Origin of the sequence: Clostridium sp., assembly GCF_036642255.1 — a bacterium.
Classification (GTDB): domain Bacteria; phylum Bacillota; class Clostridia; order Clostridiales; family Clostridiaceae; genus Clostridium_J.
Genome location: NZ_JAVWDJ010000013.1, coordinates 54730 through 77307 on the forward strand (window position 1 = coordinate 54730; position 22578 = coordinate 77307).

Here is a 22578-nt window from a genome sequence, read left to right on the forward strand (position 1 = left end):
ATTAGAATATAAATGCTATTAATTCGGCATTTATATAGATTTTTGTACCATCTTTAAGCCTAAGGCCTATTACTCTATCCTCTCTAGTACTGAGAACTTCACCAGTTATAAGAATAGGTAGTCCTGTTATAGCTAAAGTGATTGTCGCACCTTTGTAATTATCTCTAATAAATTCACACATAAGAACATCCTCCAAATTATTATAATCCTATTATAATTTTATTATTGTAGATTTATTGGGATTTTAATTAAAACTAATAACCGCGTCTAAAGTATTTAGGATAGTTGTACTGCTTGTCCTTTTTACAAGGTTCACCATCATCACATTTTTCGTAATCTTTATCATTTCTATCATCTTTGCAATTTCTATCTTTTTTAACCTTATTGCCATCTTTGCAATCTTTATCTTTTTTATCCTTGTTGTCATCTTTGCAATCTTTATTATCTTTATCTTTTTTATCTTTGTTGTCGTCTTTGCAATCTTTATTATCTTTATCTTTTTCATCTTTGTTGTCGTCTTTGCAATCTTTATTATCTTTATCTTTTTTATCTTTGTTGTCGTCTTTGCAATCTTTATCGTCTTTATCTTTATGAGGCTTTCCAATTACTGGTTCAAAAAGTTCACAATCTTTAATAGGTGTGAACAGATCTTTGTACTCAGGGAGTTCGGCAAATCCTTTAATTTCCTTAAGATCCTTTAACGGAGATAAAATTTCTTTTAGTTCTGATAAATTTTTCACGCCTTGAAGTTCAGCTAGCTCCTTAAGTGGAGTTAAGCTTTCTTTGCAATCTTCATCTGGGCGGGGCAAGTTCTTCATATCTTCACCACCATCCAAAATAATTATTTTTGTTATGATTACTTGTCCTACTAATATAATATTAGCAACATGTAAAAATTGTGCATGTGCTTGTACATTTTTATTAAGTGAAAAAATTTTTTTTATAAAATAAGAGCGTGTTTTTCCACGCTCTTTTAAATAATATTTTTTACTTGTATTTTACCACAATTTAATATTTGATTATTATGTTTTTCAAATATTGAGCCTATACCTTAAACTTAGTAATTAGTTTATCAAGATACACAGATTTCATTTGTTTGCTTGCCATAGCTTGTTTTAGTGGTGAAAGTTTAAGTATGGCAGATAAAACTGCAGCCATAGCTCTATGGCTGCCGAAGGCTTCATTATCAAAGATTAAATTTTGTAGTGTACCCTTTTCAATAGCCATCAAAACCAATCTGTGCACTGAATTAACAGGAGTTATGATCTTTTCTTTACGTCTTTCTAAAAGTATGCTGTTCTTCTTACATGATCTTACACAAACCCCACATCCAAGGCACACCTCTTCATTTATTCTCATCTTCTTTTCCTTGTTACTCCAAGCATCTTCCACTGTAATAGTTTCAATTGCACCTATTGGACATGCTTTTTCGCATCTTCCACAATGAACACAACTCGCCTCATTTATTTTTGGAATAAAGGCTGTAGTTTGAACAGGATGTAGATTACCGAACTTTCTTGCCGCCACCATAGCTTCGCAGCAGCAGCCGCAGCAATTACATATAAAGGTTACATCTTCTCTTACATTTTCACCACATTGAACTAAGTTGCGTTCATAGGCTTTATGTAAAAGCTCTACCCCCTCTGATACCTCTACTCTTCTTGCAAAATTATGCTTAATTAAAGAAGCTGCAGTATTTCCAAAGGTCATACAAATATCCATTGGTGCATCGCATGCTTTACCTACATGATGCATTTTATGACGACAATAGCAGGTACTTATCCCCATGTGGGAAGAAGTTTTTATAATGTGACTAGCTCTTTCAAAGTCCAGTATCTGAACTTCATTATCCTTAGAAAGTACTTCTTCTTGTACATACACTCTACCGAGCTTTGTTTCTGTACCAAAAAACAGTTCCTTTATGAAATCTTCTTCTATATTAAGGTATTGATAATAAAGCTCTCCTAAAAGTTTTTGATCTATATCATGCCTTGTTCTCATCATAGAAAACTCAAAAAATCCTGCCATAGGCGGTGGAAGTATATATTTTTGTAATCCATCATGATCCATATCTAAAAGAATTGCTCTGCTTGCTAATTCATTTAAAATATTATGAGTTTCAACTTCATCCATATTCCAAATCTTACTAGCGGTCTTCACCGTGAAAGGCTTTATAGGTAGTTGTGCTACCAACGCCGCTTCCTTTTCGCTAAATAATAACCCTAATATTTTATATAGGGTTTTTGAAGGAGGGGCTCCCTGGGGGAATCTATTTATTCTATCTTCTAAATTCTTATATGCTGATTTTCCAACAATATGAGACATTAATGTCACCACCATTTCTAAAAAATAATCATAAATCATTAAATTAAATAAAAACATATCTTAGGCATCTTGAGAAAACTAACTAGTTATTATGCTAGTCTATTTGTGTTTTTACTTTATTTAGAATGCCTAAGTTAAAATTAAATTTTGTCCACATAATTCTTTATGATTATTAACAATATAAGTTTAATTAATCCACAATATTCCTAATTTGTATAAAGACTTATTACTTTTTGATTTCAATCACATATTTTATATAGAAAATAGCTCATAATAAGATTAAAGATAAGAACCTCCCCCCAGCGGTTCAAAACTTACTAATAAAACCAGATAAATAATGAACAATTCTATTTTGTTCATCAACTAGTAGAAGTGAATTGACTCTCATCAAAGTGTAATTTATAAAAGTTACCCCCTCACCCACTTAGGTGCGAGTCTCATCTTCTAATCAATAAGTAAATGCTATAAAAATATATTTTAGATGTATTAAATATAATAAATTTTAGGAGGCTATATCATGAAATTAGAAAAAATATCTGATAAAATTGTTTATAACGAAAGTACTATATCAAAAAGAATGCTTTTTAACACAGGTAAAGTTCTTAACTTTATGCTTAACTTAAAACCAGGTCAAGGAGTTCCGCCACATAACCATGAAAACAGTGATATGATAATTCACGTGGTATCTGGAGATCAAGGTGAAGTAGTGACTGACGGAACTACTACTATTGTAACTCAAGGAGACGTGTTCCACTGCGAAGGTAAAGAAATGTTCAGCATGACAAATACAGGTAAAGAAAATATGAGTTGCTTTGTAGTTCTAACACCAAATCCTTCTCAAATTTACTCAAAAGAATTTTAATATATAAAATGCAAAAAGGTATAACACTGAATGTGTTATACCTTTACTATTTCAATAACTTATAAAATTTAAATTCTTTCTAGTTTAATTCTTTGGTTATTTCCTTTGAACCTCTCAATACAACTAAACTAAAGATTAAAAGCAATACACCACCCGTCACAGGAAGAATATATGAAGATATTAAATTAACTAATACCCCAGAAATAATCAATGCTAAGGGTAATATAGTTTTAGCTATGGTTATTCCTAAGCTAATAACTCGTCCCCTATATTCATTAGGTATAAACTTTTGTAATATATACATCAAAGGTATATCCACAAAAGCAATAAAAATTCCTAATAAAATCATTGTAACGCAGTAATAAATTAAATATACAGTACTGTTAAAGGCTGTATTAATAAATAATACAGGTAAACCCATTAAAATCATAGAAACTGCTATACCCTTACTCGAATTAACTAAAAGCCTATTATAAGAGACATTTTCAATAATTTTCTTTATTAATAAAGCCCCTACTATGAGTCCCACTGGGAAGGCACCTTCTATAAAACCAAATTCCCTTGAACTTAATCTCAATACATTATTTATAATATAAGGTAGCGGAACTGTGATGGACAATCCAAGAAAAAAGTTTAAGCTTACAAAAATACTTATTATACGAGTTAAGCCTTTTCTCATGATAATATATTTAAATCCATCTTTTATATCTTTAATAAATATATTAATCATGTAATTTAGTTTTTTATCTACATAGCTTTCTTCATTATTCTTATTGTCTAGTTGAACATTAAATTTAAAATCTATAAACATTTCTGAAATTCCAGACATTATATAAGATAACCCATTAATAAGAATAAACACCTTTATATCCATAAAAGCAAATACCATGCCTCCAATCATTGGCCCCAAAATAGAAGATATGGAATCAATTATCTTGCTTACTGAGTTGATATTTAAAAGCATTTTATCAGACACCATATTGGGCTTTGCTGCTTCTATGCTAATACCAAAAATACAGGTGAAGGATGTAATTATAAAAGTACTGATATAAATCATCATTAGTGATAATCCATAAATCAAACTTAACAAATATACTGCTAAAAGTACTAGTCCACTGAAAATGTCCGTCCATATTACTAGTTTCTTTTTATCAAATCTATCCGCCATAACTCCTGCAATAGGATTAACTAGCAGAATTGGTATTGTCCCAACTATTAATGTGGTTGCAAAGCTTAATCCTGATCCTGTACTTTGAAGAACAAACAATCCCATAGCAAAGGTATATATAGCATTACCAAATATAGATACAAGTTTCCCCAAGGAAAACAATATAAAATTGCTAGTCTCTCTTTTATTATAAGATTTATTAAAAGTAATTTTTGTGGTTATCATATCACCACCTCCATAACTAAATTATAAATAATGGTGATTAGCCTATTGCAATACCTTATTTTTAAAATATTGCAGCTAAAATTATTAAAAGGTAGGGTTAACCCTACCTTTTTCCTATAAATGTATATGTAAATATCTTTTCGCCCTCTACAAAGTAACTTTCATATTTTCCACCTTTATCAATGTAACCAGAAGTTTTTTCATCTATGGCATTATATTTAAGTTCCTTAATCTTATCTTTTACAGTTTTCAAATTAAAGTTTTTTCTATACTTTTGCTCAATTAAACTTTCTAAAGAAAAGTTTTTAAACAATAAATATGTTCCTATTAGCCTTGCATCAGATTTTGCATATTTATCTATAAGCTCTAATAAAAACTCTTCATGCTTAAAACTATAATTACTTGTACCAGAGAAATCTAACATTATATCTATAGACTTATCCTCAATGGGTATCTGCAAAAAATCTGAGCAAATGAAAAGTATATTCCTGTCACCTTGAACCTGCTGAAAAACATTTTTTAAAAATTTATGTCTTTCAATATCATGATCTACTGCTATATAAACACAGTCTTTTGGCAATTCATCACATACATATCTTAAAAAAAATCCAATTCCTGATCCTAGCTCTAATAATGTTTTACCTTTAAAATCTCCAAAATTAATCTTCTTATTTATCCATTCTAATCCTTTATAAAAACTATCTAAATAAGAAATATCCGTATCACTTACATATTCTTTAATATAATTAAGATTATATTTACCATGTAATTCTTCATTATTAATTTTATTAACTACTAAAATTCCATCTTCTATAATATATTCTTCACCACAACTACATTTAAGTATTCCTTCAATAACTTGATTATTAGTAACTATACCATTTGAAAGTACCAATTCATTCTTGCATTTTAGACATTTTAATAAATCTAAATTTTTAAAATTAATACCTATTTTTTTAGTTACTATAGAAGATTTTTCAGATAACTCTCTAATCTTTTCCTTTAATGTTTTTTCGACAGATACTAATTCATGAATTTTTTCTTCTACATATTTTTGCTTATCTATAAAAAAAGCTTTGTAGTATTCATTCTCTTGGTAAGGCGTTAGTTTTCCGAAACTTTTAAACATAAACATAGCCTTTATTTCATTTAATGAAAATCCCATTGCTTTTAGATTTAAAATATCTTTTAAATCCTTTACACATTTCTCATCAAAAAAATATTGTCCACCTTGTTTATTAGGTAAAATTAAGCCTAAATCCATGTAATGTCTAACTGAATCTACTGTAACTTTATTAACCTCTGCGAATTTACCTATCTTCATATTATCACCACTCAAATCAATAAGATATAACTATTATATCACTTACAGCTTTCCGAGGCCCACGTAATTTTCCATAAATTTATGTATTATGAATTCACTTCTTAAACTTCATTATTTTGCTTATTTAAGCTATAGTAAACCCTTTAAATATCAAATGTATTTTGCCAATAAACTTACAGATATATTTTTATGTAGATTTTTCTCATTAATAGTATTGTAATTCAATGATATTACTCCAATTGAATCCAACAGTTACATTATGTTCTCTAATATTAAATCCTCTCTAGGACAAAATATTAACTGTAGTGATAATCATCACTTCAAATAAGTTGATAAATTCTATTGCAACTTATAAAACTTAAAATCGAAGGGAGAGATTCGAATGAACAACAATTATTTAAATGAAGTAAAAAAACAAAATGAAAAATCAAGATCTAATAGTAGTTCAGGTAATTATTCAAATAGTTCCATGTCTAGTAGCAGCGAATTAAATAACTTTAGTAATTCAAGTAATCAATCCTATTTGAATGAAGTACGAAGTCAAAACGCTGAATCTAAATCTAATAGTAATGGAAGCAGCTACTCAAACAGTCCTATGTCTAGCAGTACAGAATTAAACAACTTCGGCAATTTAAGTAATCAATTTTATTTAAATGAAACACGAAGCCAAAACGCTCATTCTAAATCTAACAGCAGCTCTAGTAGTTATTCAAATAACTCACTAAATAGCTCTAGTAATATGCCTAAGTATTCTAGTAACTCAATGGACAGCTACAATGTATCAAGTAACTTTACAAGCTCTTCTGACCAGGGTTACTTGCAAGAAGTTAGAAGAAAAAATGCTGAATCTCGTAAAAATGATCCAACTTATCAAGAAATGTATAGTATGTTTGGAATGGGCGAAAAGAAAAACTCTGAAAGTCAAAACAGTATGGAATAGTTAAATTAAAAAGTAAGTCAGAAATACTCTGACTTACTTTTTAGCTTTAATTAATAAATTTAATTATTTTAATGAGTTTAGTGATTTTAACCTTTTTAATCCTTATGATTTCTTTAAGAAAAACTAAATATATGGTGCAATATGTTATGGATAAGTTTCACTTAGTAAAAACAATGACATTTTGAAACTCCAAATAAATTTTACTGGAAAATTTAAATATTTTTTATTAGCTCTTTTCCAAATTCGACACATCTATTATAAGCATCCTCATCAGGATTCCATAGTTCTCTTAATCCATCACCCACTACTTGAAAACCTGATTTTTCTAATTCCATTTTTATAATTTTAGGTGATTCACCACTCCAGCCATAGCTTCCAAATGCTACGGCTTTCTTATTTTTAAACTCAAGCCCTTTTATCATTTCTAATATTCCTGCTACAGAGTGAAGAATTCCTTTGTTTATGGTAGATGAACCTACTAATATAGCTTTTGATTTAAATACTTCTGTAATAATGTCATTCTTATCACTTTTAGCTGAATTAAATATCTTTACTGTAATTCCGCTGTCCCGAGCATTTATCCCTTCTGCAATTCCCTCTGCCATTCTTCTTGTTCCACCCCACATGGAATCATAAATAATAGTAATTTGGTTTTCTTGATATGCTTTTGCCCATTCCAAATACTTATGAATGATTTGTGTTGGGTTTTCTCTCCAAACTATTCCATGACTTGGGCAAATCATATTCACTGGTAAATTAAAACTTAACACTTCTTCAATCTTTTTGAGTACAAGTTGACTGAATGGAGTTAAAATATTGGCATAATATTTTGTTGCCTCTGCAAATAATTCACATTGATCTACTAAATCATTGTACATAAGCTCTGAAGCATAATGTTGCCCAAATGCATCATTACTAAATAATATATTTTCATTAGTTAGATATGTAAACATTGTATCAGGCCAATGAAGCATTCTTGCTTCTACAAATATTAATTTATTTTTACCTATATCTAGGGTATCTCCAGTTTTAACTTCAACAAAATTCCAATTCTCATGATAATGTCCTTTTATAGTCTTAACCCCATTTTTTGTGCAGTAAATTGGGGTGTTCGGTATTTCTCTCATTAGTTCTGGTAATGCTCCACTATGATCTGGCTCTGCATGATTTAAAATTATATAATCAATTTCTTTTAGATCAATTTCTTTTTTTAAGTTTTCTATAAATTCCCTTCCGAAAGGCTGCCATACTGTATCTATAAGTACCGTCTTTTCATCACGAATTAAATAAGAATTGTACGAACTTCCTTTATGAGTTGAGTACTCTTCTCCATGAAAAGTCTTTAACTCCCAATGGATTTTCCCTACCCAAGTTACAGTATCAGTTATTTTAAATCCCACAAAATTCACTCCCTTTTATTCAGCTTGTAATCAAAGTATATTTAATATGTTCTAAGGTTGTTATAACTAATATTAAATATAAATTTATTGTTTCTATAGTATTTCATTTCTATTTTTAACTTATTTCCTCAGAATTATTAAATAAGTTATAAAGTTAAACTTAAAACATATACCCTACATATTTAGCTCCATGATTATTTTCAGTGTTCATATATTTTTCATAAGTATTTTGTATAATAATAACAATAAATTTATATATTACTAACAAAAACAGGGGGAACTTATGGAACTACAACAAAAATTTGAGAGATTAAAAGAAATACTAAAAGATGCAGGAAGTGGAGCAGTAGCCTTTTCTGGTGGGGTTGATAGTACATTTTTATTAAAAGTTGCACATGATGTTCTTGGTGACAAGGTTGTAGCCGTTACCGCAAGATCATCAACTTATCCTGAAAGAGAATATAATGAAGCCAAAAAATATGTAGCGGAATTTGGTGCAAAGCATATAACTATCATTTCTGAAGAATTAGAAATTGAAGGCTTTTCTAAGAATCCAGTAAATAGATGTTATTTTTGTAAAACAGAGCTTTTTTCAAAAGTTAGAGTAGAAGCAAATAAATTTGGCTTTGAACATGTTTTTGATGGTTCCAATTTCGATGATATTGGAGACTTTAGACCTGGGATGAAAGCTGCTAAAGAGCAAGGAGTAATAAGCCCTTTGAAGCTTGCTGAACTTACCAAAGCTGATATTCGTGAACTTTCCAAAATGCTCAATATACCAACTTGGAACAAACCTTCCTTTGCTTGTTTATCTTCTAGATTTCCATACGGAAAAGAAATAACAGTAGAAAAACTAAGCATGGTGGATAAAGCCGAGCAATTTTTGATGGATATGGGATTTAAGCAATTAAGAGTTAGACATCATGATGAAATTGCAAGAATAGAGGTTGCTCCAGAAGATAGATCAAAATTCTTTGATATAGAAATCATGGACAAGGTTGGGGAAGAATTTAAAACTATAGGTTTTAAATACGTAACCTTAGACATAATAGGTTATAGAACTGGAAGTATGAATGAAGTTCTATCTGAAAAGGAAAAAACAATATAGTGGTGATATCTAAGCTTCTTAAATATCATGGAACTTTACTCACTTAATGTAAAAGGTACTGTCTAAAAATAAGCTTTTTAGACAGTACCTTTAAAATTTTTATCATTACTTTAATTTTGTTCTATGGATATTTCAGAGACAATACTATCTCACTTAGAAATTCAGTTTACATATATCTTTCTTCCAGCTTTCTTAAGTGCATCTACCTTTTTGTCTTTACTCTCACATGTCACCCGTATTTTTTTATTAACCTTTTACTTTCTAACTATGTTATCTACCCAACTTCTATTTCTTATTACATATAGGACAACTCTGCAGTACCAGTGGTAATTCTAAATCACAGCTATCCAGTAATTTAGAATCTCTAAGGATTTCTTCTGTTTTGCCGTCAGCAACCACTTTGCCATCACTTAAAACTATGGTTCTTTCACAAAGGTCCAACACCATATCTAGATCATGGGTAGTGATTATTTTTGTATAGCCTAGATCTCTCAATAAATTAATTAACCGTCTTCTAGATTTAGGGTCCAGTGCTGCAGTAGGCTCATCCATTATTAAAATTTCTGGTTCCATAGCTAGTACAGTAGCAATAGCTGCTCTTCCTTTTTCTCCCCCTGAAAGCTTATAGGGTGGTCTATCCATCAGATGGCTTATTCCTACAGTTTCTAGAGCTTTCTTAACCCTTTTATCTACTTCTTCCTCAGGCACCTTATAGTTTCTAGGTCCAAAGGCCACATCCTCATATACAGTGGTCATAAATAGTTGGTCATCTGGATTTTGAAATACCATTCCAATAGCTTCTCTTATTTTAGGTAAATTCTTTTTAGTGAGGGGAATATCTTTTACTAAAATCTCCCCCTCACTAGGAAATAGAATCCCCATAATATTTAAAAGCAAAGTGGATTTCCCTGCTCCATTGGCCCCTATTATCCCTACTGACTCGCCTTTACTTATAGCTAAATCAAGGCCTTTCAGTGCTTGTCTTTCATCACTATACTTATATTTCAAATTTTTAATGTTTATTACTTTATTCATAATTACCTCTATTACGGATTATCTATAATTTTATCTAAACTCCCCACTAAAACTTGTATATATTTATTTATTTATTTATTTATTTATTTATTTATTTATTTATGAGACCTCCCATAAATTCTGCTACATTATAGTATCTAACAAATAAAAAATATGCAGTCCACCCTAGAAAATAAATAACATCTTGGGTGTTCAATTTATTTTCCTTACCGATATAATACTCTCCTGTAAACCCCCTAGCACTCATAGCTCCATATATCCGCTCTGCTCTGTCTAGAGTCCTCATGAGCAATCCTCCCAGTAAAGATCCCAATTCATTAATTCTTATTCCTTTACTCTTGTAGGAACGAAGTGAATAAGCTCGTATACTTCGTCCTATCTCTTCAAGGAAAATAAAGATATATCTATAGGTAAAAAGTAATTGCACTACAAATATTTTAGGAACTTTTAAAGCTCTAAGTGAAAGTGCTATTTTTGCAATTCCTGTAGTGGCAATAAGTAATTGAGCACCTACGATAGTGAGAATTCCTTTCATTATAATTGAAATAAAAGATATCCAACCACCTGAAATATTAATCCACGATAAGCTTATTAAAGGTGCCGTATCAATAATAGGATTAAAAATACCAACTCCAATAATAAGTGGCATAGCAATAATAGTCTTCTTTGCTAGTTCCAATAACGGTATGTCTCCAAGGGTCATAATTATTATTGGATAAAATATTAATGGTACTATAGCACTAAGATTATATTTATCAAAAGATATAGTGATAATTAAGAAAACTAAGGTGAGTAACACCTTTACTGTAGCATTTATATTGTGAATACTTGTTTTTTGTTCTGAAAGTTCTTCTAAGGTTCTTATATTGTAAAAAGAATTCAACTTATTTGACATATATTTATCCTTTTCTTTTAAGGCATCTTCAAAAAATAACTAGTCAGTATGTTAGTCTATTTTGCGTCATACTGCGTCAACAGAACCTATTGATAGCACAACTATCAATACAACGTATTTCCTTGTGCACAAACTTGTTTGTGCACGGAAAATATCCATCGCATCTTTCACTTGTTATTTTATTTCAGAGACCTAATTTAAACTCTCTTTTCTCTGTGCCTTTCTTCTCTTCTTAAAAATATTAATTATTATGCCAGTAGCAATTCCTATTGTTAAAGTCATTGCTCCACCAACTAGTCCAGAAACACTTGTGCCTGGATCTACAGCTGGCCATGAGGTTTTACTTTCACCACTGTTCACAACTTCATCTAAAGATGTTTTGAATCCATAGTCTGGAAGAATTGCTGTATTTTCTTGTATAGTTGCTGCTTTTTTATGAGCATCATAATTAGTTTCAATTTCTTCCTTTCCTGAAGATTTAAACATCGCCCATTCCAATCCATCAGGATTTGATGATGCAAACCAAGATAATACTGCACCAACAATTATTGTGGCAATTGCAAGTGGTAATATAATTTTTTTTACTGGAACCTTACTCCCCGCTTCTTTTGAAAAACTATCTACGGTATTAGGTCTTGCTTTCCAAACAAAGGAGATTACTGCTGCAGTAACTACACCTTCAACTATGCCGATTGCAAGATGAATTGGTTGCATTAAAGTCACAAAGCTTGAAAAAGGTAGTTCTGTTTTTCCCGAGAAAAACGTTTGTAATACTACACTAAAGGCTCCAAGTTGAAGCCCAATAATGGCTGCTAACATAGACGCTGTTATAATTCTCTTTTTAGAACAACCTTTTTTCAAAATATTTTTATATACCAGTGGATATGCTATAAAGCAAGTGTAAAAACCAAGATTAAAAATGTTACATCCTAAAGCTATAAGCCCTCCATCTGCAAAAAATAATGCTTGAATGGCTAAGATAGAGGCCATAACTATAAATCCTGCATAAGGTCCAAGCATTGCTGCAAGGAGCATCCCACCACCTAAGTGTCCGCTAGATCCAGTACCTGGTATAGTGAAATTAATCATTTGGCTTGCAAAAACGAAAGCTCCCATGACTCCCATTAGAGGAATCTTTTCCTCTTGAAAATCTGTCTGAAGCTTCTTTATAGAATAAGTAGTTATCCCTGCTGTAGCTACCCACATAGTTCCCCCAACAATAGGTGAAATCAAAGCATCCGCCATGTGCATTTAAAGTATCCCCCTCAATTTTGTCACTTTTATTAACTAAAATATTTTTTAATAATATCACAAACACCATATTAATATCTAATTAGAAACTTCTTTTCAAATTTCAACAATCATCATATATCATACTTTCTATACTAATATGGAAAATATAAAGTATATTCAAAAATTCTTATTTAACTAAGTTTATCATATTGCAATTTATTGTTAAAGTGTAAATAGGCAATACTTACCACTTTATCTTTACTATGATATGATTAATTTATAAACTTAATGTGCATAAATTAATATGACTATAAATCAATAAAACTTAATTTCTTTAAAAGAAATTCCATTATATAAACACCATAACCGTGAGTTTAGTTAGAATTCTACAACCTTTATAATACTATTTTTATAAGTTTTTTTCTGCAGAATTTATTATTCAATGTTAATTTATAAACTCTGTAGATAAGTATATCAATTTTAAGTAAATAAGGAGAATTAAAATGAGTTTAGTAGATAAATCAGAAGCATTAGAAATTCTAAAATATCACAAAGAATTTTTTCATACTGGAAAAACAAAGGATACTAACTTTAGAATAAATCAGCTTAACAAATTAAAATCATCAATAAGAAAATACGAAAAAGAAATCTTAGAATCCCTATATAAAGATTTAAGAAAAAGTGAGTTTGAGGCCTATAGTACAGAAATAGGATTTGTACTTGATAGCATTGGTTATATCACAAAGAATCTTAAAAAGTGGTCAAGACCTAAAAAAGTTAAGACTCCAATTCATCAAATTCCTTCCAAAAGCTATGTAATGTATGAACCTTATGGAACAGTACTTATTATTGGACCCTTTAATTATCCTTTCCAGCTTCTTATTGAGCCATTAGTTGGTGCCATAGCAGCAGGTAATTGTGCAATATTAAAGCCTTCAGAGAGTACCCCTAATATATCTTCATTAATTAAAAAAATTTGTGAGGAAACCTTTGAAATAAATTATATAAGAGTTATTGAAGGGGAAAAAGAAACTACTTCAGCACTTATCAACTCACCCTTTGATTATATTTTCTTCACTGGTAGTGTTCCTGTGGGAAGGATTGTAATGGAAGCTGCAGCAAAGAATCTTGTACCTGTTACTCTAGAACTGGGTGGAAAAAGCCCTGTAATTGTAGATGAAAGTGCAAATCTAGAGTTGGCAGCGAAAAGAATTATTTGGGGAAAACTCATAAACGTTGGGCAAACCTGTATAGCTCCAGATTACTTACTTGTTCATAAAAATGTTAAGGAAAAACTTATTATGAAGCTTAAAGAAACCATTATCAATTTTTATGGAACTGATGCTTCAAAAGGTCCAGATTATGGTCGCATAGTAAGCACAACACAACATAAAAGACTTTCTTCCATAATCGAAAAGGATAGGAGTAAAATAATATATGGTGGCAACATAAAAAACGATGATTTATATATTGAGCCAACTTTAATTAACAATGTTACATGGGAAGATGCCTCCATGGAAGAAGAAATCTTTGGACCAATTTTGCCTATATTGGAGTTTAATTATATTGAAGAAGCTATAAATGCCATTAATGAAAGACCTAAGCCCCTAGCCTTATATATTTTTACTGAAAATAAAATTGTAGAAACTAAAGTGTTAACCTCTGTTTCCTTCGGTGGCGGATGTGTAAATGACACAATTTCTCACGTAGCCACTCCCTTTATGCCTTTTGGTGGAGTGGGTAACTCTGGAATTGGTGGTTACCATGGTGAAGAAAGCTTTAAAACCTTTTCTCATAGAAAAAGCATTTTAAAGAAAAGCACAAAACTTAATATTAATTTGGTATTTCCTCCTTATAAAGATAAGGTTAATTTAGTAAGAAGAGTGTTAAAATAACTTTTTCCTGAAAGTTTAATAATATTTTAGAGGTATAAGGCTCCCACCCTCTTTGGGTTGAGAGTCTTATCCCCTTTCGAAACTCTTTCTAAAGACCTTTACCAAAATGAACTTATTTATTATTCAATTATGTTTTTTCCACAACAAAACTTGTTATAAATACAAGAATACATATTGTTATAAATACTAGAATATATATTGTTATATTTAAAAAAACATAACAATATATAGTGTCTATGCGGGTTTCAGCAGTATCTCCCCTATTAGCGTAACAAATACTTTTCTAAAATTTACTATTGACTAAAAAAATATTTGGTTTATAATATTCTTAATATTATAATTTAAAAGCATTGAAAGAGAATAGTAAAAAGAGTATACAATTAAAGAGAGCTGATGATGGTGGAAATTCAGTATTTGAATCTTTTGAAAGAAACTCTGGAGCTGAGAACTGAAATACTTGAGTAGGTTCTACGGAATCCTTAACGTTATTTAAGGTAGTGATAAAAAGATTAAATTCTTGAGTCATGATTGAGTGGAGCATATCAAATTAGGTGGTACCGCGGAAGTTTACCTTTCGTCCTATTATAGGACGAAGGGTTTTATTTTTTTGTGCATATTTAATAATTAGCAAATAATTTATACTAAAAATATTTTTGGAAGGATGATTAACATGAATAATAACAAAATTATTGCAGATTTACTTTTGCCTGATGTAAATTCAGAAGCAAATAACATTGAGAATATCTATGTTGAAAGGAACTTACCGAAGGATGCTATAATAACAAGATTTGCACCAAGTCCTACAGGTTTTTTACATCTTGGAAGCTTATATGCCGCAATGATACCTGAAAAACTTGCTCACCAAAGTAATGGTATATTTTATCTTAGAGTTGAAGATACAGACACAAAACGAGAAGTTGAAAATGCCATTGTAGATACTATTAATGCATTAAAAATATATAATATTTCCTTTGATGAAGGGATGATAAACAATGTGGATTCAAAGGGTAGTTATGGGCCTTATAAACAAAGCGAGAGGGCTAATATATACAAAACTTACGTGAAAGCCTTAATTGAGAGAGGACTTGCTTACCCTTGCTTTTGTAGCCATGATGAGTTAAATCTTATAAGAAAAAATCAAGAAAATCTAAAAATTAATACAGGATACTATGGACATTGGGCTAAATGTAGAGATATTTCTTTAAAAGACATTAAAGAAAATTTAGACCTAGGTAAAAGTTATGTTATCAGACTAAAAAGCCCTGGTTCTTCTGAGAATAAAATATCTTTTAAAGATTTAATAAAGGGTAATATTGAAATACCTGAGAATGATCAAGATATAGTAATATTAAAATCAGATGGACTTCCAACTTACCATTTTGCTCATGCCATAGATGATCATCTTATGAAAACCACTCATGTTATTAGAGGTGAAGAATGGCTATCTTCCACTCCAATACATTTGCAGCTTTTTAAAGTTTTGGGCTTTGCACTTCCACAATATGCTCATATTTCAACCATAATGAAGATGGATGGAAATTCAAAGCGTAAATTAAGTAAAAGAAAGGATCCTGAAATATCCTTTAATTACTATCAAGAATTAGGGTATCCTAAAGCTTCAATCCTTGAATATCTTCTAACTTTAGTTAATTCTAATTTTGAGCAGTGGCGGTTAGATAACCCAACTACGGATATAAATGAATTTAAAATTTCTATTGATAAAATGAGTGCAAGCAGTCCACTATTTGATAAAAACAAATTAGATGATATTAGTAAAAATGTAATAGCTTCAATAAAAGCTAACGAAATCTGTGAATTGTATTTAGCTTGGGCAAAAAATTATGATAAAGAATTTTGGAAACTAATTTCATTAGATACTAATTACTTAGTTAGCATTTTTAATATTGATAGAGATGTTCCAAAGCCTAGAAAAGACATTGCTAAGTGGAGTGATGTAAAAGAACTTATAGGATACTTCTACGATGATGTTTTTAATAATATAAACTCTGATTTAACCTTATATCCGAAAAATATATCTATAGATGATATTAATATAATTTCAAATGAATATATTAATGTATTTGATCCTTTAGATGATATGGATACATGGTTTAATAAAATTAAAATCATGTGCGACACTTTAGGTTTTGCTAAGGATATGAAATCCTTCAAGAAAAACCCTGAATTATTTAAAGGTCATGTTGGAGATGTGACTATGGTGCTTAGAGTTATACTAACGAAAAAAACTAATACACCAAACCTGTATGATGTTATGAGAATTCTTGGCAAAGAAAAGGTTGTAAAAAGACTATCATATTTTAAGAACTCTTAATTAACATTTCATTTCAAAAGCTTTATTTCTTGATAAACAATGGAAAAAATGTTAATATGAAAGAAAAAATAAGTTGTGCTAGGGGTGCTGGATAGGCCAGCTGAGATTAAGATCCTATAATATCTTTGACCCTTTACCTGATCTGGATAATGCCAGCGTAGGGAAGTTACCTGTTTTTATGCTTGATATTTTTATGCTGGCTTTAAAAACCTCCTAGTACAATAATTTACTAGGAGGTTTATTTTTATGAAAACAAAAAAAATAACTTTATCTGCACTGTTTATTGCCCTGGGAGTTATATCTGGACATGTAATTTTTATTCCTATTGGAGTATCAAAATGTTTCCCTGTTCAGCATACAATTAACGTACTTTCAGCAGTATTATTAGGACCTTGGTATGCTGTAGGAAATGCCTTCACCATATCTCTTTTTAGAAATATTTTAGGTACAGGCTCCCTACTTGCCTTTCCTGGAAGCATGATTGGTGCTTTTTTAGCTGGATTTCTTTATAAAAAATTTAAGAACAATATTAGTGCTTTAGTAGGTGAAGTTATAGGTACTGGTATTCTTGGTGCACTTTTAGCCTTTCCCATAGCAAAATTAATTTTAGGTAAGGATGTAGCTGCTTTCTTTTTTGTTATTCCTTTCCTTGTAAGTACCCTAGGTGGAAGCGTCATTGGTTATTTAATGCTCACTGCAACTAAAATTACTAACTTTTACAAAGAGATTCATAACTAATAATTTTTATAATTAAAAACTTACAAAACGAAACTAGTCCTAGAATAACTAGGTAAAAGATTTTAAAATAATTATATTTTTATATGATATTCAAAATATACAAAAAGAGGCTGCACAGAATGATTTGATAAACATTCTGTGCAGCCCCTTTTCATCACATATTTAAAGCTATAATCTTACCTCACTAGAAAATTATATGAAACTATTATTTTTATATAGTATTAGGAGTATTTCAATTTTTTTATAATGTATTCATTCTTAGAGAGCTCCTTATATTTTAAATAAATCCTCTACCTCTTCTTCTGTCATGGCACTTAAAACTACATCATTATGATTTTCTCCATCTAATACACTTTCGATGATTTCCTTTTTCTTTTCTTGAAGAGCATAAATCTTTTCTTCAATAGTTCCCTTAGTTATTAATTTTATTACTTCTACAGTTTTTGTCTGTCCTATTCTGTGTGCTCTATCTACTGCTTGATCCTCTACTGCCGGATTCCACCAAGGGTCAAAATGAATAACTAAATCTGCTCCTGTGAGATTAAGACCTGTTCCCCCTGCTTTCAAAGAAATTAAAAACACATCTGCATTTCCTTCGTTAAATTCCTTTACCATAGCCATTCTATCCTTAGAAGGAGTAGATCCATCTAAATACATGGATTTTATTCCAGTTTTACTAATTCTAGCTTTTATATTGTTTAAGATTGAGGTGAACTGTGAAAATAATAATATTCTATGGTTATTAGCAATACTTTCCTCTAAGATATCATCTAATGCAGTATATTTTCCACTGTCTCCTTTATAGTTATCTAAAAAACTAGATGGATCACAACAAATTTGTCTTAATCTTGTTAAAAGCGAAAGTATTTTAAGCTTACTTCTATTAAAACCTTTTTCTTTAATTTCTTCTTTAACTTCCTCTTTAAAGGATGTTACGTAGGAAGCATAAAGTTTTTTCTGTTCTTCTGTCATTTCTACCACCACTTTATGTTCAATCTTTGGTGGAAGCTCTAATGCCACATCCCTTTTGAACCTTCTTAAAATAAATGGCCTTATAAGTTTTAAAAGCTCTTGTAATGACTTTTCATTTTTATCTTTTACAATTGGAGTTTCAAAGGTTTTAATGAATCTACCATGAGTTTTTAAATATCCTGGCATTATGAAATCAAAAATTGACCATAACTCCGTGAGGGAGTTTTCCATAGGCGTACCTGTTAATGCAAACCGTTTAGCTGATTTTATCTCTTTAACTGATTGAGCATTTAAAGATGCAGGATTTTTAATATGTTGAGCTTCGTCTAATATAGTCATACTAAATTTAATATCCTTATAATCATCTATATCTCTTCTTATAAGGGGATAAGAAGTTATAACTACATCGTGATTTAACAGCTCTTCCCTTTGCAAATCTCTTTCACTCTTACTTCCAGATATCACTAACACCTTCATGTTAGGCGCAAACTTTTCAAACTCACTGAGCCAATTGTATACTAAAGAGGTAGGACAAACTATAAGGGCCGGGTTTTTTAGTTTTCCTTCTTCCTTCTCTGAAACAATGTATGTGATAGCTTGAAAGGTTTTTCCAAGGCCCATTTCATCTCCTAGGATACCTCCAAAGTCGCAAAAAGCTAATGTTTTGAACCACCTAAAGCCAATCTTTTGGTAGTCCCTAAGAGTTCCAGTAATATGTTCTGGTAATTCATAATCCGCATCCTTAACATCTTTTATTGTATTAATTAATTCTCTAAAGGCCTTATTTCTTCCTATAAATTCAAGATTATTATTCTTAATTTTATCATTTATATAAAGTGAAGCATACTTAGGAAGAGTTATATTACCCTTTGAAAACTTAGCTGCATCAATATCTAAGCTCTCTATAAGGGACTGGAAACTTTCCACTTCTTCACTTTGTAATGGCACGATAGATCCATTCTTTAATTTGTGATACTTTTTTTTCTGTTTTAATGAGATAAATAACCCCTTTAACTCCTCTTTATCTACCCCTTCAATGTTGAATTCAAACTCTAACAAATTAGAATCATTTAGTGATATAGAAGATTTAAAACTCTTGGAATGAATAACTTTTATACCTTTAAAGCTATCAGAGTAATATACTTCTCCTAATTTATTTAGATTTTCTAGCCCTTCTGTGATAAATTCCATTACACCTTCTTCATCCTTCAATTGGAATTTCCCCTTCTCCTGATGGAATCCAAAGTCTTCTAGGGCTCTCAAACTAATTTTTTCTTCTTCTAGATTTCTTATTATTACTACGTCTTCTTTGCTCCCCTTGCTGTGTTCTAAGTTAAAATCTACTTCTCCATAATTAAATACTACATCACAGCTAACTCCATGAGTTTCTTTATCTAAATAGTATTTAATTTTTAGAGGTTCTTCCTTTACAAGACTACTTATACTTTTGTCTTGATTTAAGTTCTTACTAATTGCCTTAAGGTTGGGAAGTACATAGGTAGCTACTTCTTGGATTTGTTCTTTTGAGAAATCCACTGAATTATTACTTTTCTTAGTTAAAAATCTCAACATTGGGAGAAGTGCATTAACTTGCTTTTCAGAAGGTACATAAATTTTATTTTCATATAGATAAACTCTATTACTATTATCTATTGCTTTAGGAACCTCCTCTTCAAGAGTTAACCTAATTTTCTCCTTCTGAAGGGAAATATTAAAGTTAAGAGGCATATCTTCAATGGATACCTCTACAGCATTATAATCTTCGTTATGAATCTTTGCACTTATGTACTTTTTATTTCGTAAGTTTAAAAACTTAACCAATTGAGTATTTGTTAGGTAAACTCTTTTCCCACTTATTAAGATTGACCTATCAACGTAAATGTTATTATTTATTTCTTCATTGATGTCATATATTTCCTTAATAAAATTAAGAATTTCATAATCTTCTTTTGAAAAATAATGAGCTTCAGGCTCAAAAGTAAATCCCTTCCCAAATTGAATATTTTTCTTATTTATAAAAATACTTTCTATAAATTCCCTTATATTTTTTACTACATATAATCTATCTAACCCTACCTTTAGTTCTAATGGATATCCTCTATGATAACTTTTAGCAAACTCTAAAGTGGTACTCATATTTACAATGTGATTTGGACTATAGTTTTGCATTACAGCATTCTTGTAATAGTCCAGTAATTGGTCTCCATAATTTAATATAGATTTATTTCCTCCAACTCCATTAATCCCTTCTCTACTTAATTTTATAAATAAAGCAGATATATGCTTACATTTTTTAAAATCTGAAAAAGCATGACATGTACAAGAATAGTAAGTAGCTCCATTGTTTCCATTCACTATGATCTTAACCTTATAATCCTTTAAATCATCAGCTGATTCCACAGTAGATGCAATAGAAAATACACTCTTACTATTTTCTATTACATCTACTTTTCTTATTTTGTTTCTTAGATACATATCACGACCACGATTATACACTATATCTCCAAAGGAGGCTTTTATATTTTCCTCACTAATATTAAAATTCATAAGCCACACCTCAATTAATCTCTATTACCTCTAAATTATAACCATAACATCTTTGTGATAACATTTGATATATCTTAATCAAACTAAATTACATATAAATTACATTATACCATAGTTGCAAGGTTATAATCCTTTTTAAACTGCAAACACAATAAAAAGGTATGCTAATTTTATTTTTTAGCATACCTTTAAAATTGAGTTTTTCAAGTAATATCAGTGTTTCCAGAAAATAATCTTATTTCTAAGGACACTTTTAAACCTACATTCTATTAGGTCTATTTAGCCTTCTGAGAATTCTTAAATAATGGTTTGCTTCTCTTAGAACATGGTCAGCAAGTAATGGTAAAATAATTGATTTAACCTTACAGCCTAAGATTCCTTCCACACCTTGGGTTTTGAAATTTCTAAATTGTCTTGTGGTTCGTAAACTCTGTTCCGTGATACCAGCTATATTGTTCATGTTGTTATTTAAATCTTCAGCTTCAGATGTAAGTTCTTCATATCTTTCTGCAAATTCATTTGCCATATCTATTAAAGCCTTTTCAGTAGGATCTAGCATTCCTCTTATAAATTCACCATGTTCTCCCATAATTTCATTCCAGAAGGATTCCTGTTCTACAGTTTCTCTATCAATATCAATCTCTGTCATTCTCTGTAATCTTCTTAACATGTCTAAGTAAAATAAAGCTTCTTCTAGAACATGCTCGATTAAATGAGGATAAGCATGAGTAACCATCTGACAAGCCTCTACCCTATTTTTCAGATTTTCTTTAAAGTTTGCCACCTCTCGTATCACAGGAATAATTCTTCTATTTAAATTGAAAACACTTTGTGCTGTTACTCTTTCATCAATCCCTGGTGTAAAAGGTGCATCATCAGGAATATTTTCAGGAAGGATGGCGTCAGTATTAGTTATATCGTTTCCTCCTAAGGATAATTCCATTTCTGTTATGTTTGTTTCTATTTCAATGCCAGTGTAAAATTGTGTAGCCTGTTCAGCATCCAATGTGTACTTAGTTACGAATTCTCCTGAATTAAGAGCTGCAGGTCTCAAAACACCATTGGAAAGTCGTATTGTTTCATAAAGTAGTCTATCCAATTCTCCCCTTAACAGATCAGCTTGGCGTCCATAATTTGCATCCTTTGGAGTTAAAGATGCTTTTAAAAAGATTAAGTGTTCCTTCATGATTCTTAAAAAAAATAGATTTAATTGTAAGGATTGATTAACAAATCTTCTTGGCGCTAATTGCGTTTCTCCTGATACCATATTTTCTCCTTATTTTAATTGTTGGGCATATAACTACTTTTAGTTTGAAAATGCCATATATATCCATTATACTTTTTCATGTAAATAATGTTCTAGCTTTGTATTAGTTATGTTCATAAAAATTTTGATTAATAAACTTTATACACAATAACTTTTTAGAAAATAAATAATTGCATTCATAGATAAATTAAAATGCCACTGTCTTTGCATTTTACTAAATCTACGGTTTAAAAGTAGTTAAAATACATAATATAGTACTAATGTTTTTCCATATTAGCTTATTATAATATTTGTAGAAAATTAGGAGGATAT

At 30.3% G+C, this 22578-nt stretch carries 17 protein-coding genes, 1 riboswitch and 1 other annotated feature; of the genes, 6 read left to right on the forward strand and 11 right to left on the reverse strand.

Translation table 11 applies throughout. The features are described 5' to 3' along the window. Window position 1: 1 nt before the first annotated feature. The 3 genes from RR409_RS09290 to RR409_RS09300 all read right to left on the reverse strand — a co-directional run bounded on the left by RR409_RS09290 (window position 2) and on the right by RR409_RS09300 (window position 2325). On the reverse strand, window positions 2-181 hold the full coding sequence (locus tag RR409_RS09290; protein ID WP_332557466.1) for a hypothetical protein: 180 nt from the start codon (window positions 179-181) through the stop codon (window positions 2-4). A gap of 73 nt (window positions 182-254) precedes the next feature. Next, window positions 255-818: a hypothetical protein gene (locus tag RR409_RS09295; protein WP_332557467.1), complete on the reverse strand. Its 564-nt coding sequence runs from the start codon at window positions 816-818 to the stop codon at window positions 255-257. Window positions 819-1044: 226 nt separating this feature from the next. Beyond that, window positions 1045-2325, reverse strand: a complete 1281-nt coding sequence (locus RR409_RS09300; RefSeq protein WP_332557468.1) for a 4Fe-4S dicluster domain-containing protein — start codon at window positions 2323-2325, stop codon at window positions 1045-1047. Window positions 2326-2842: 517 nt separating this feature from the next. Between RR409_RS09300 and RR409_RS09305 the strand changes: the two genes are divergently transcribed. Beyond that, window positions 2843-3187: a cupin domain-containing protein gene (locus RR409_RS09305; RefSeq protein WP_332557469.1), complete on the forward strand. Its 345-nt coding sequence runs from the start codon at window positions 2843-2845 to the stop codon at window positions 3185-3187. 79 nt (window positions 3188-3266) lie between these two features. On the opposite strand, the gene RR409_RS09310 is transcribed toward RR409_RS09305, so the two are convergent. Together RR409_RS09310 and RR409_RS09315 are read right to left on the reverse strand one after the other, a co-directional pair. After that, window positions 3267-4580, reverse strand: coding sequence for an MFS transporter (locus RR409_RS09310; protein ID WP_332557470.1), 1314 nt, complete (start codon window positions 4578-4580; stop codon window positions 3267-3269). A gap of 103 nt (window positions 4581-4683) precedes the next feature. Continuing rightward, window positions 4684-5904, reverse strand: a complete 1221-nt coding sequence (locus RR409_RS09315) for a MerR family transcriptional regulator (protein WP_332557471.1) — start codon at window positions 5902-5904, stop codon at window positions 4684-4686. Between the two features lie 382 nt (window positions 5905-6286). Between RR409_RS09315 and RR409_RS09320 the strand changes: the two genes are divergently transcribed. Then, entirely contained in the window at window positions 6287-6844 is a 558-nt protein-coding gene (locus tag RR409_RS09320) for a hypothetical protein (RefSeq protein WP_332557472.1), read from the forward strand. A 212-nt stretch (window positions 6845-7056) separates the two neighbouring features. Here RR409_RS09320 and RR409_RS09325 read toward each other — a convergent pair whose 3' ends face one another. Next, window positions 7057-8244, reverse strand: coding sequence for an anaerobic nitric oxide reductase flavorubredoxin (locus tag RR409_RS09325; protein ID WP_332557473.1), 1188 nt, complete (start codon window positions 8242-8244; stop codon window positions 7057-7059). A gap of 283 nt (window positions 8245-8527) precedes the next feature. Between RR409_RS09325 and larE the strand changes: the two genes are divergently transcribed. Further along, window positions 8528-9352, forward strand: coding sequence for an ATP-dependent sacrificial sulfur transferase LarE (gene larE / locus RR409_RS09330; RefSeq protein ID WP_332557474.1), 825 nt, complete (start codon window positions 8528-8530; stop codon window positions 9350-9352). A 285-nt stretch (window positions 9353-9637) separates the two neighbouring features. Here the strand turns inward: larE and RR409_RS09335 are convergent, their stop codons facing one another. From RR409_RS09335 to RR409_RS09345, 3 genes are all read right to left on the reverse strand, one after another. Continuing rightward, the gene (locus RR409_RS09335; RefSeq protein WP_332557505.1) at window positions 9638-10390 is read right to left on the reverse strand and encodes an ABC transporter ATP-binding protein; all 753 of its coding nucleotides are present in this window, start codon (window positions 10388-10390) and stop codon (window positions 9638-9640) included. Window positions 10391-10478: 88 nt separating this feature from the next. After that, the gene (gene cbiQ / locus RR409_RS09340; RefSeq protein ID WP_332557475.1) at window positions 10479-11282 is read right to left on the reverse strand and encodes a cobalt ECF transporter T component CbiQ; all 804 of its coding nucleotides are present in this window, start codon (window positions 11280-11282) and stop codon (window positions 10479-10481) included. Between the two features lie 192 nt (window positions 11283-11474). Then, complete coding sequence (locus RR409_RS09345; RefSeq protein WP_332557476.1) at window positions 11475-12533, reverse strand: energy-coupling factor ABC transporter permease; 1059 nt, start codon at window positions 12531-12533, stop codon at window positions 11475-11477. Between the two features lie 485 nt (window positions 12534-13018). Between RR409_RS09345 and RR409_RS09350 the strand changes: the two genes are divergently transcribed. The 3 genes from RR409_RS09350 (at window position 13019) to thiW (ending at window position 17480) form a co-directional block, all read left to right on the forward strand. Next, window positions 13019-14410 (forward strand): aldehyde dehydrogenase, encoded by a 1392-nt coding sequence (locus RR409_RS09350; RefSeq protein WP_332557477.1) that lies wholly within the window; start codon window positions 13019-13021, stop codon window positions 14408-14410. Window positions 14411-14751: 341 nt separating this feature from the next. Next, window positions 14752-14995, forward strand: a binding site (T-box leader). An 85-nt stretch (window positions 14996-15080) separates the two neighbouring features. Next, window positions 15081-16742 (forward strand): glutamate--tRNA ligase, encoded by a 1662-nt coding sequence (gltX, locus tag RR409_RS09355; RefSeq protein WP_332557478.1) that lies wholly within the window; start codon window positions 15081-15083, stop codon window positions 16740-16742. Window positions 16743-16812: 70 nt separating this feature from the next. Further along, a riboswitch (TPP riboswitch) is annotated at window positions 16813-16923 on the forward strand. 65 nt (window positions 16924-16988) lie between these two features. Beyond that, window positions 16989-17480: an energy coupling factor transporter S component ThiW gene (gene thiW / locus RR409_RS09360; RefSeq protein ID WP_332557479.1), complete on the forward strand. Its 492-nt coding sequence runs from the start codon at window positions 16989-16991 to the stop codon at window positions 17478-17480. A gap of 270 nt (window positions 17481-17750) precedes the next feature. Here the strand turns inward: thiW and RR409_RS09365 are convergent, their stop codons facing one another. Together RR409_RS09365 and RR409_RS09370 are read right to left on the reverse strand one after the other, a co-directional pair. Continuing rightward, complete coding sequence (locus tag RR409_RS09365; protein ID WP_332557480.1) at window positions 17751-20999, reverse strand: DEAD/DEAH box helicase; 3249 nt, start codon at window positions 20997-20999, stop codon at window positions 17751-17753. Between the two features lie 259 nt (window positions 21000-21258). Beyond that, complete coding sequence (locus RR409_RS09370; protein ID WP_332557481.1) at window positions 21259-22266, reverse strand: DUF2935 domain-containing protein; 1008 nt, start codon at window positions 22264-22266, stop codon at window positions 21259-21261. Window positions 22267-22578: the final 312 nt, after the last annotated feature.

Bases quoted from the DNA above. Each gene is read 5' to 3' on its own strand.
- RR409_RS09365 (WP_332557480.1), bottom strand. From the start codon at position 20,999: ATGAATTTTAATATTAGTGAGGAAAATATAAAAGCCTCCTTTGGAGAT.
- RR409_RS09350 (WP_332557477.1), top strand. From the start codon at position 13,019: ATGAGTTTAGTAGATAAATCAGAAGCATTAGAAATTCTAAAATATCAC.
- RR409_RS09315 (WP_332557471.1), bottom strand. From the start codon at position 5,904: ATGAAGATAGGTAAATTCGCAGAGGTTAATAAAGTTACAGTAGATTCA.
- RR409_RS09290 (WP_332557466.1), bottom strand. From the start codon at position 181: ATGTGTGAATTTATTAGAGATAATTACAAAGGTGCGACAATCACTTTA.
- RR409_RS09320 (WP_332557472.1), top strand. From the start codon at position 6,287: ATGAACAACAATTATTTAAATGAAGTAAAAAAACAAAATGAAAAATCA.
- gltX (WP_332557478.1), top strand. From the start codon at position 15,081: ATGAATAATAACAAAATTATTGCAGATTTACTTTTGCCTGATGTAAAT.
- thiW (WP_332557479.1), top strand. From the start codon at position 16,989: ATGAAAACAAAAAAAATAACTTTATCTGCACTGTTTATTGCCCTGGGA.
- RR409_RS09370 (WP_332557481.1), bottom strand. From the start codon at position 22,266: ATGGTATCAGGAGAAACGCAATTAGCGCCAAGAAGATTTGTTAATCAA.
- RR409_RS09310 (WP_332557470.1), bottom strand. From the start codon at position 4,580: ATGATAACCACAAAAATTACTTTTAATAAATCTTATAATAAAAGAGAG.
- RR409_RS09345 (WP_332557476.1), bottom strand. From the start codon at position 12,533: ATGCACATGGCGGATGCTTTGATTTCACCTATTGTTGGGGGAACTATG.
- RR409_RS09300 (WP_332557468.1), bottom strand. From the start codon at position 2,325: ATGTCTCATATTGTTGGAAAATCAGCATATAAGAATTTAGAAGATAGA.
- larE (WP_332557474.1), top strand. From the start codon at position 8,528: ATGGAACTACAACAAAAATTTGAGAGATTAAAAGAAATACTAAAAGAT.
- RR409_RS09295 (WP_332557467.1), bottom strand. From the start codon at position 818: ATGAAGAACTTGCCCCGCCCAGATGAAGATTGCAAAGAAAGCTTAACT.
- cbiQ (WP_332557475.1), bottom strand. From the start codon at position 11,282: ATGTCAAATAAGTTGAATTCTTTTTACAATATAAGAACCTTAGAAGAA.
- RR409_RS09305 (WP_332557469.1), top strand. From the start codon at position 2,843: ATGAAATTAGAAAAAATATCTGATAAAATTGTTTATAACGAAAGTACT.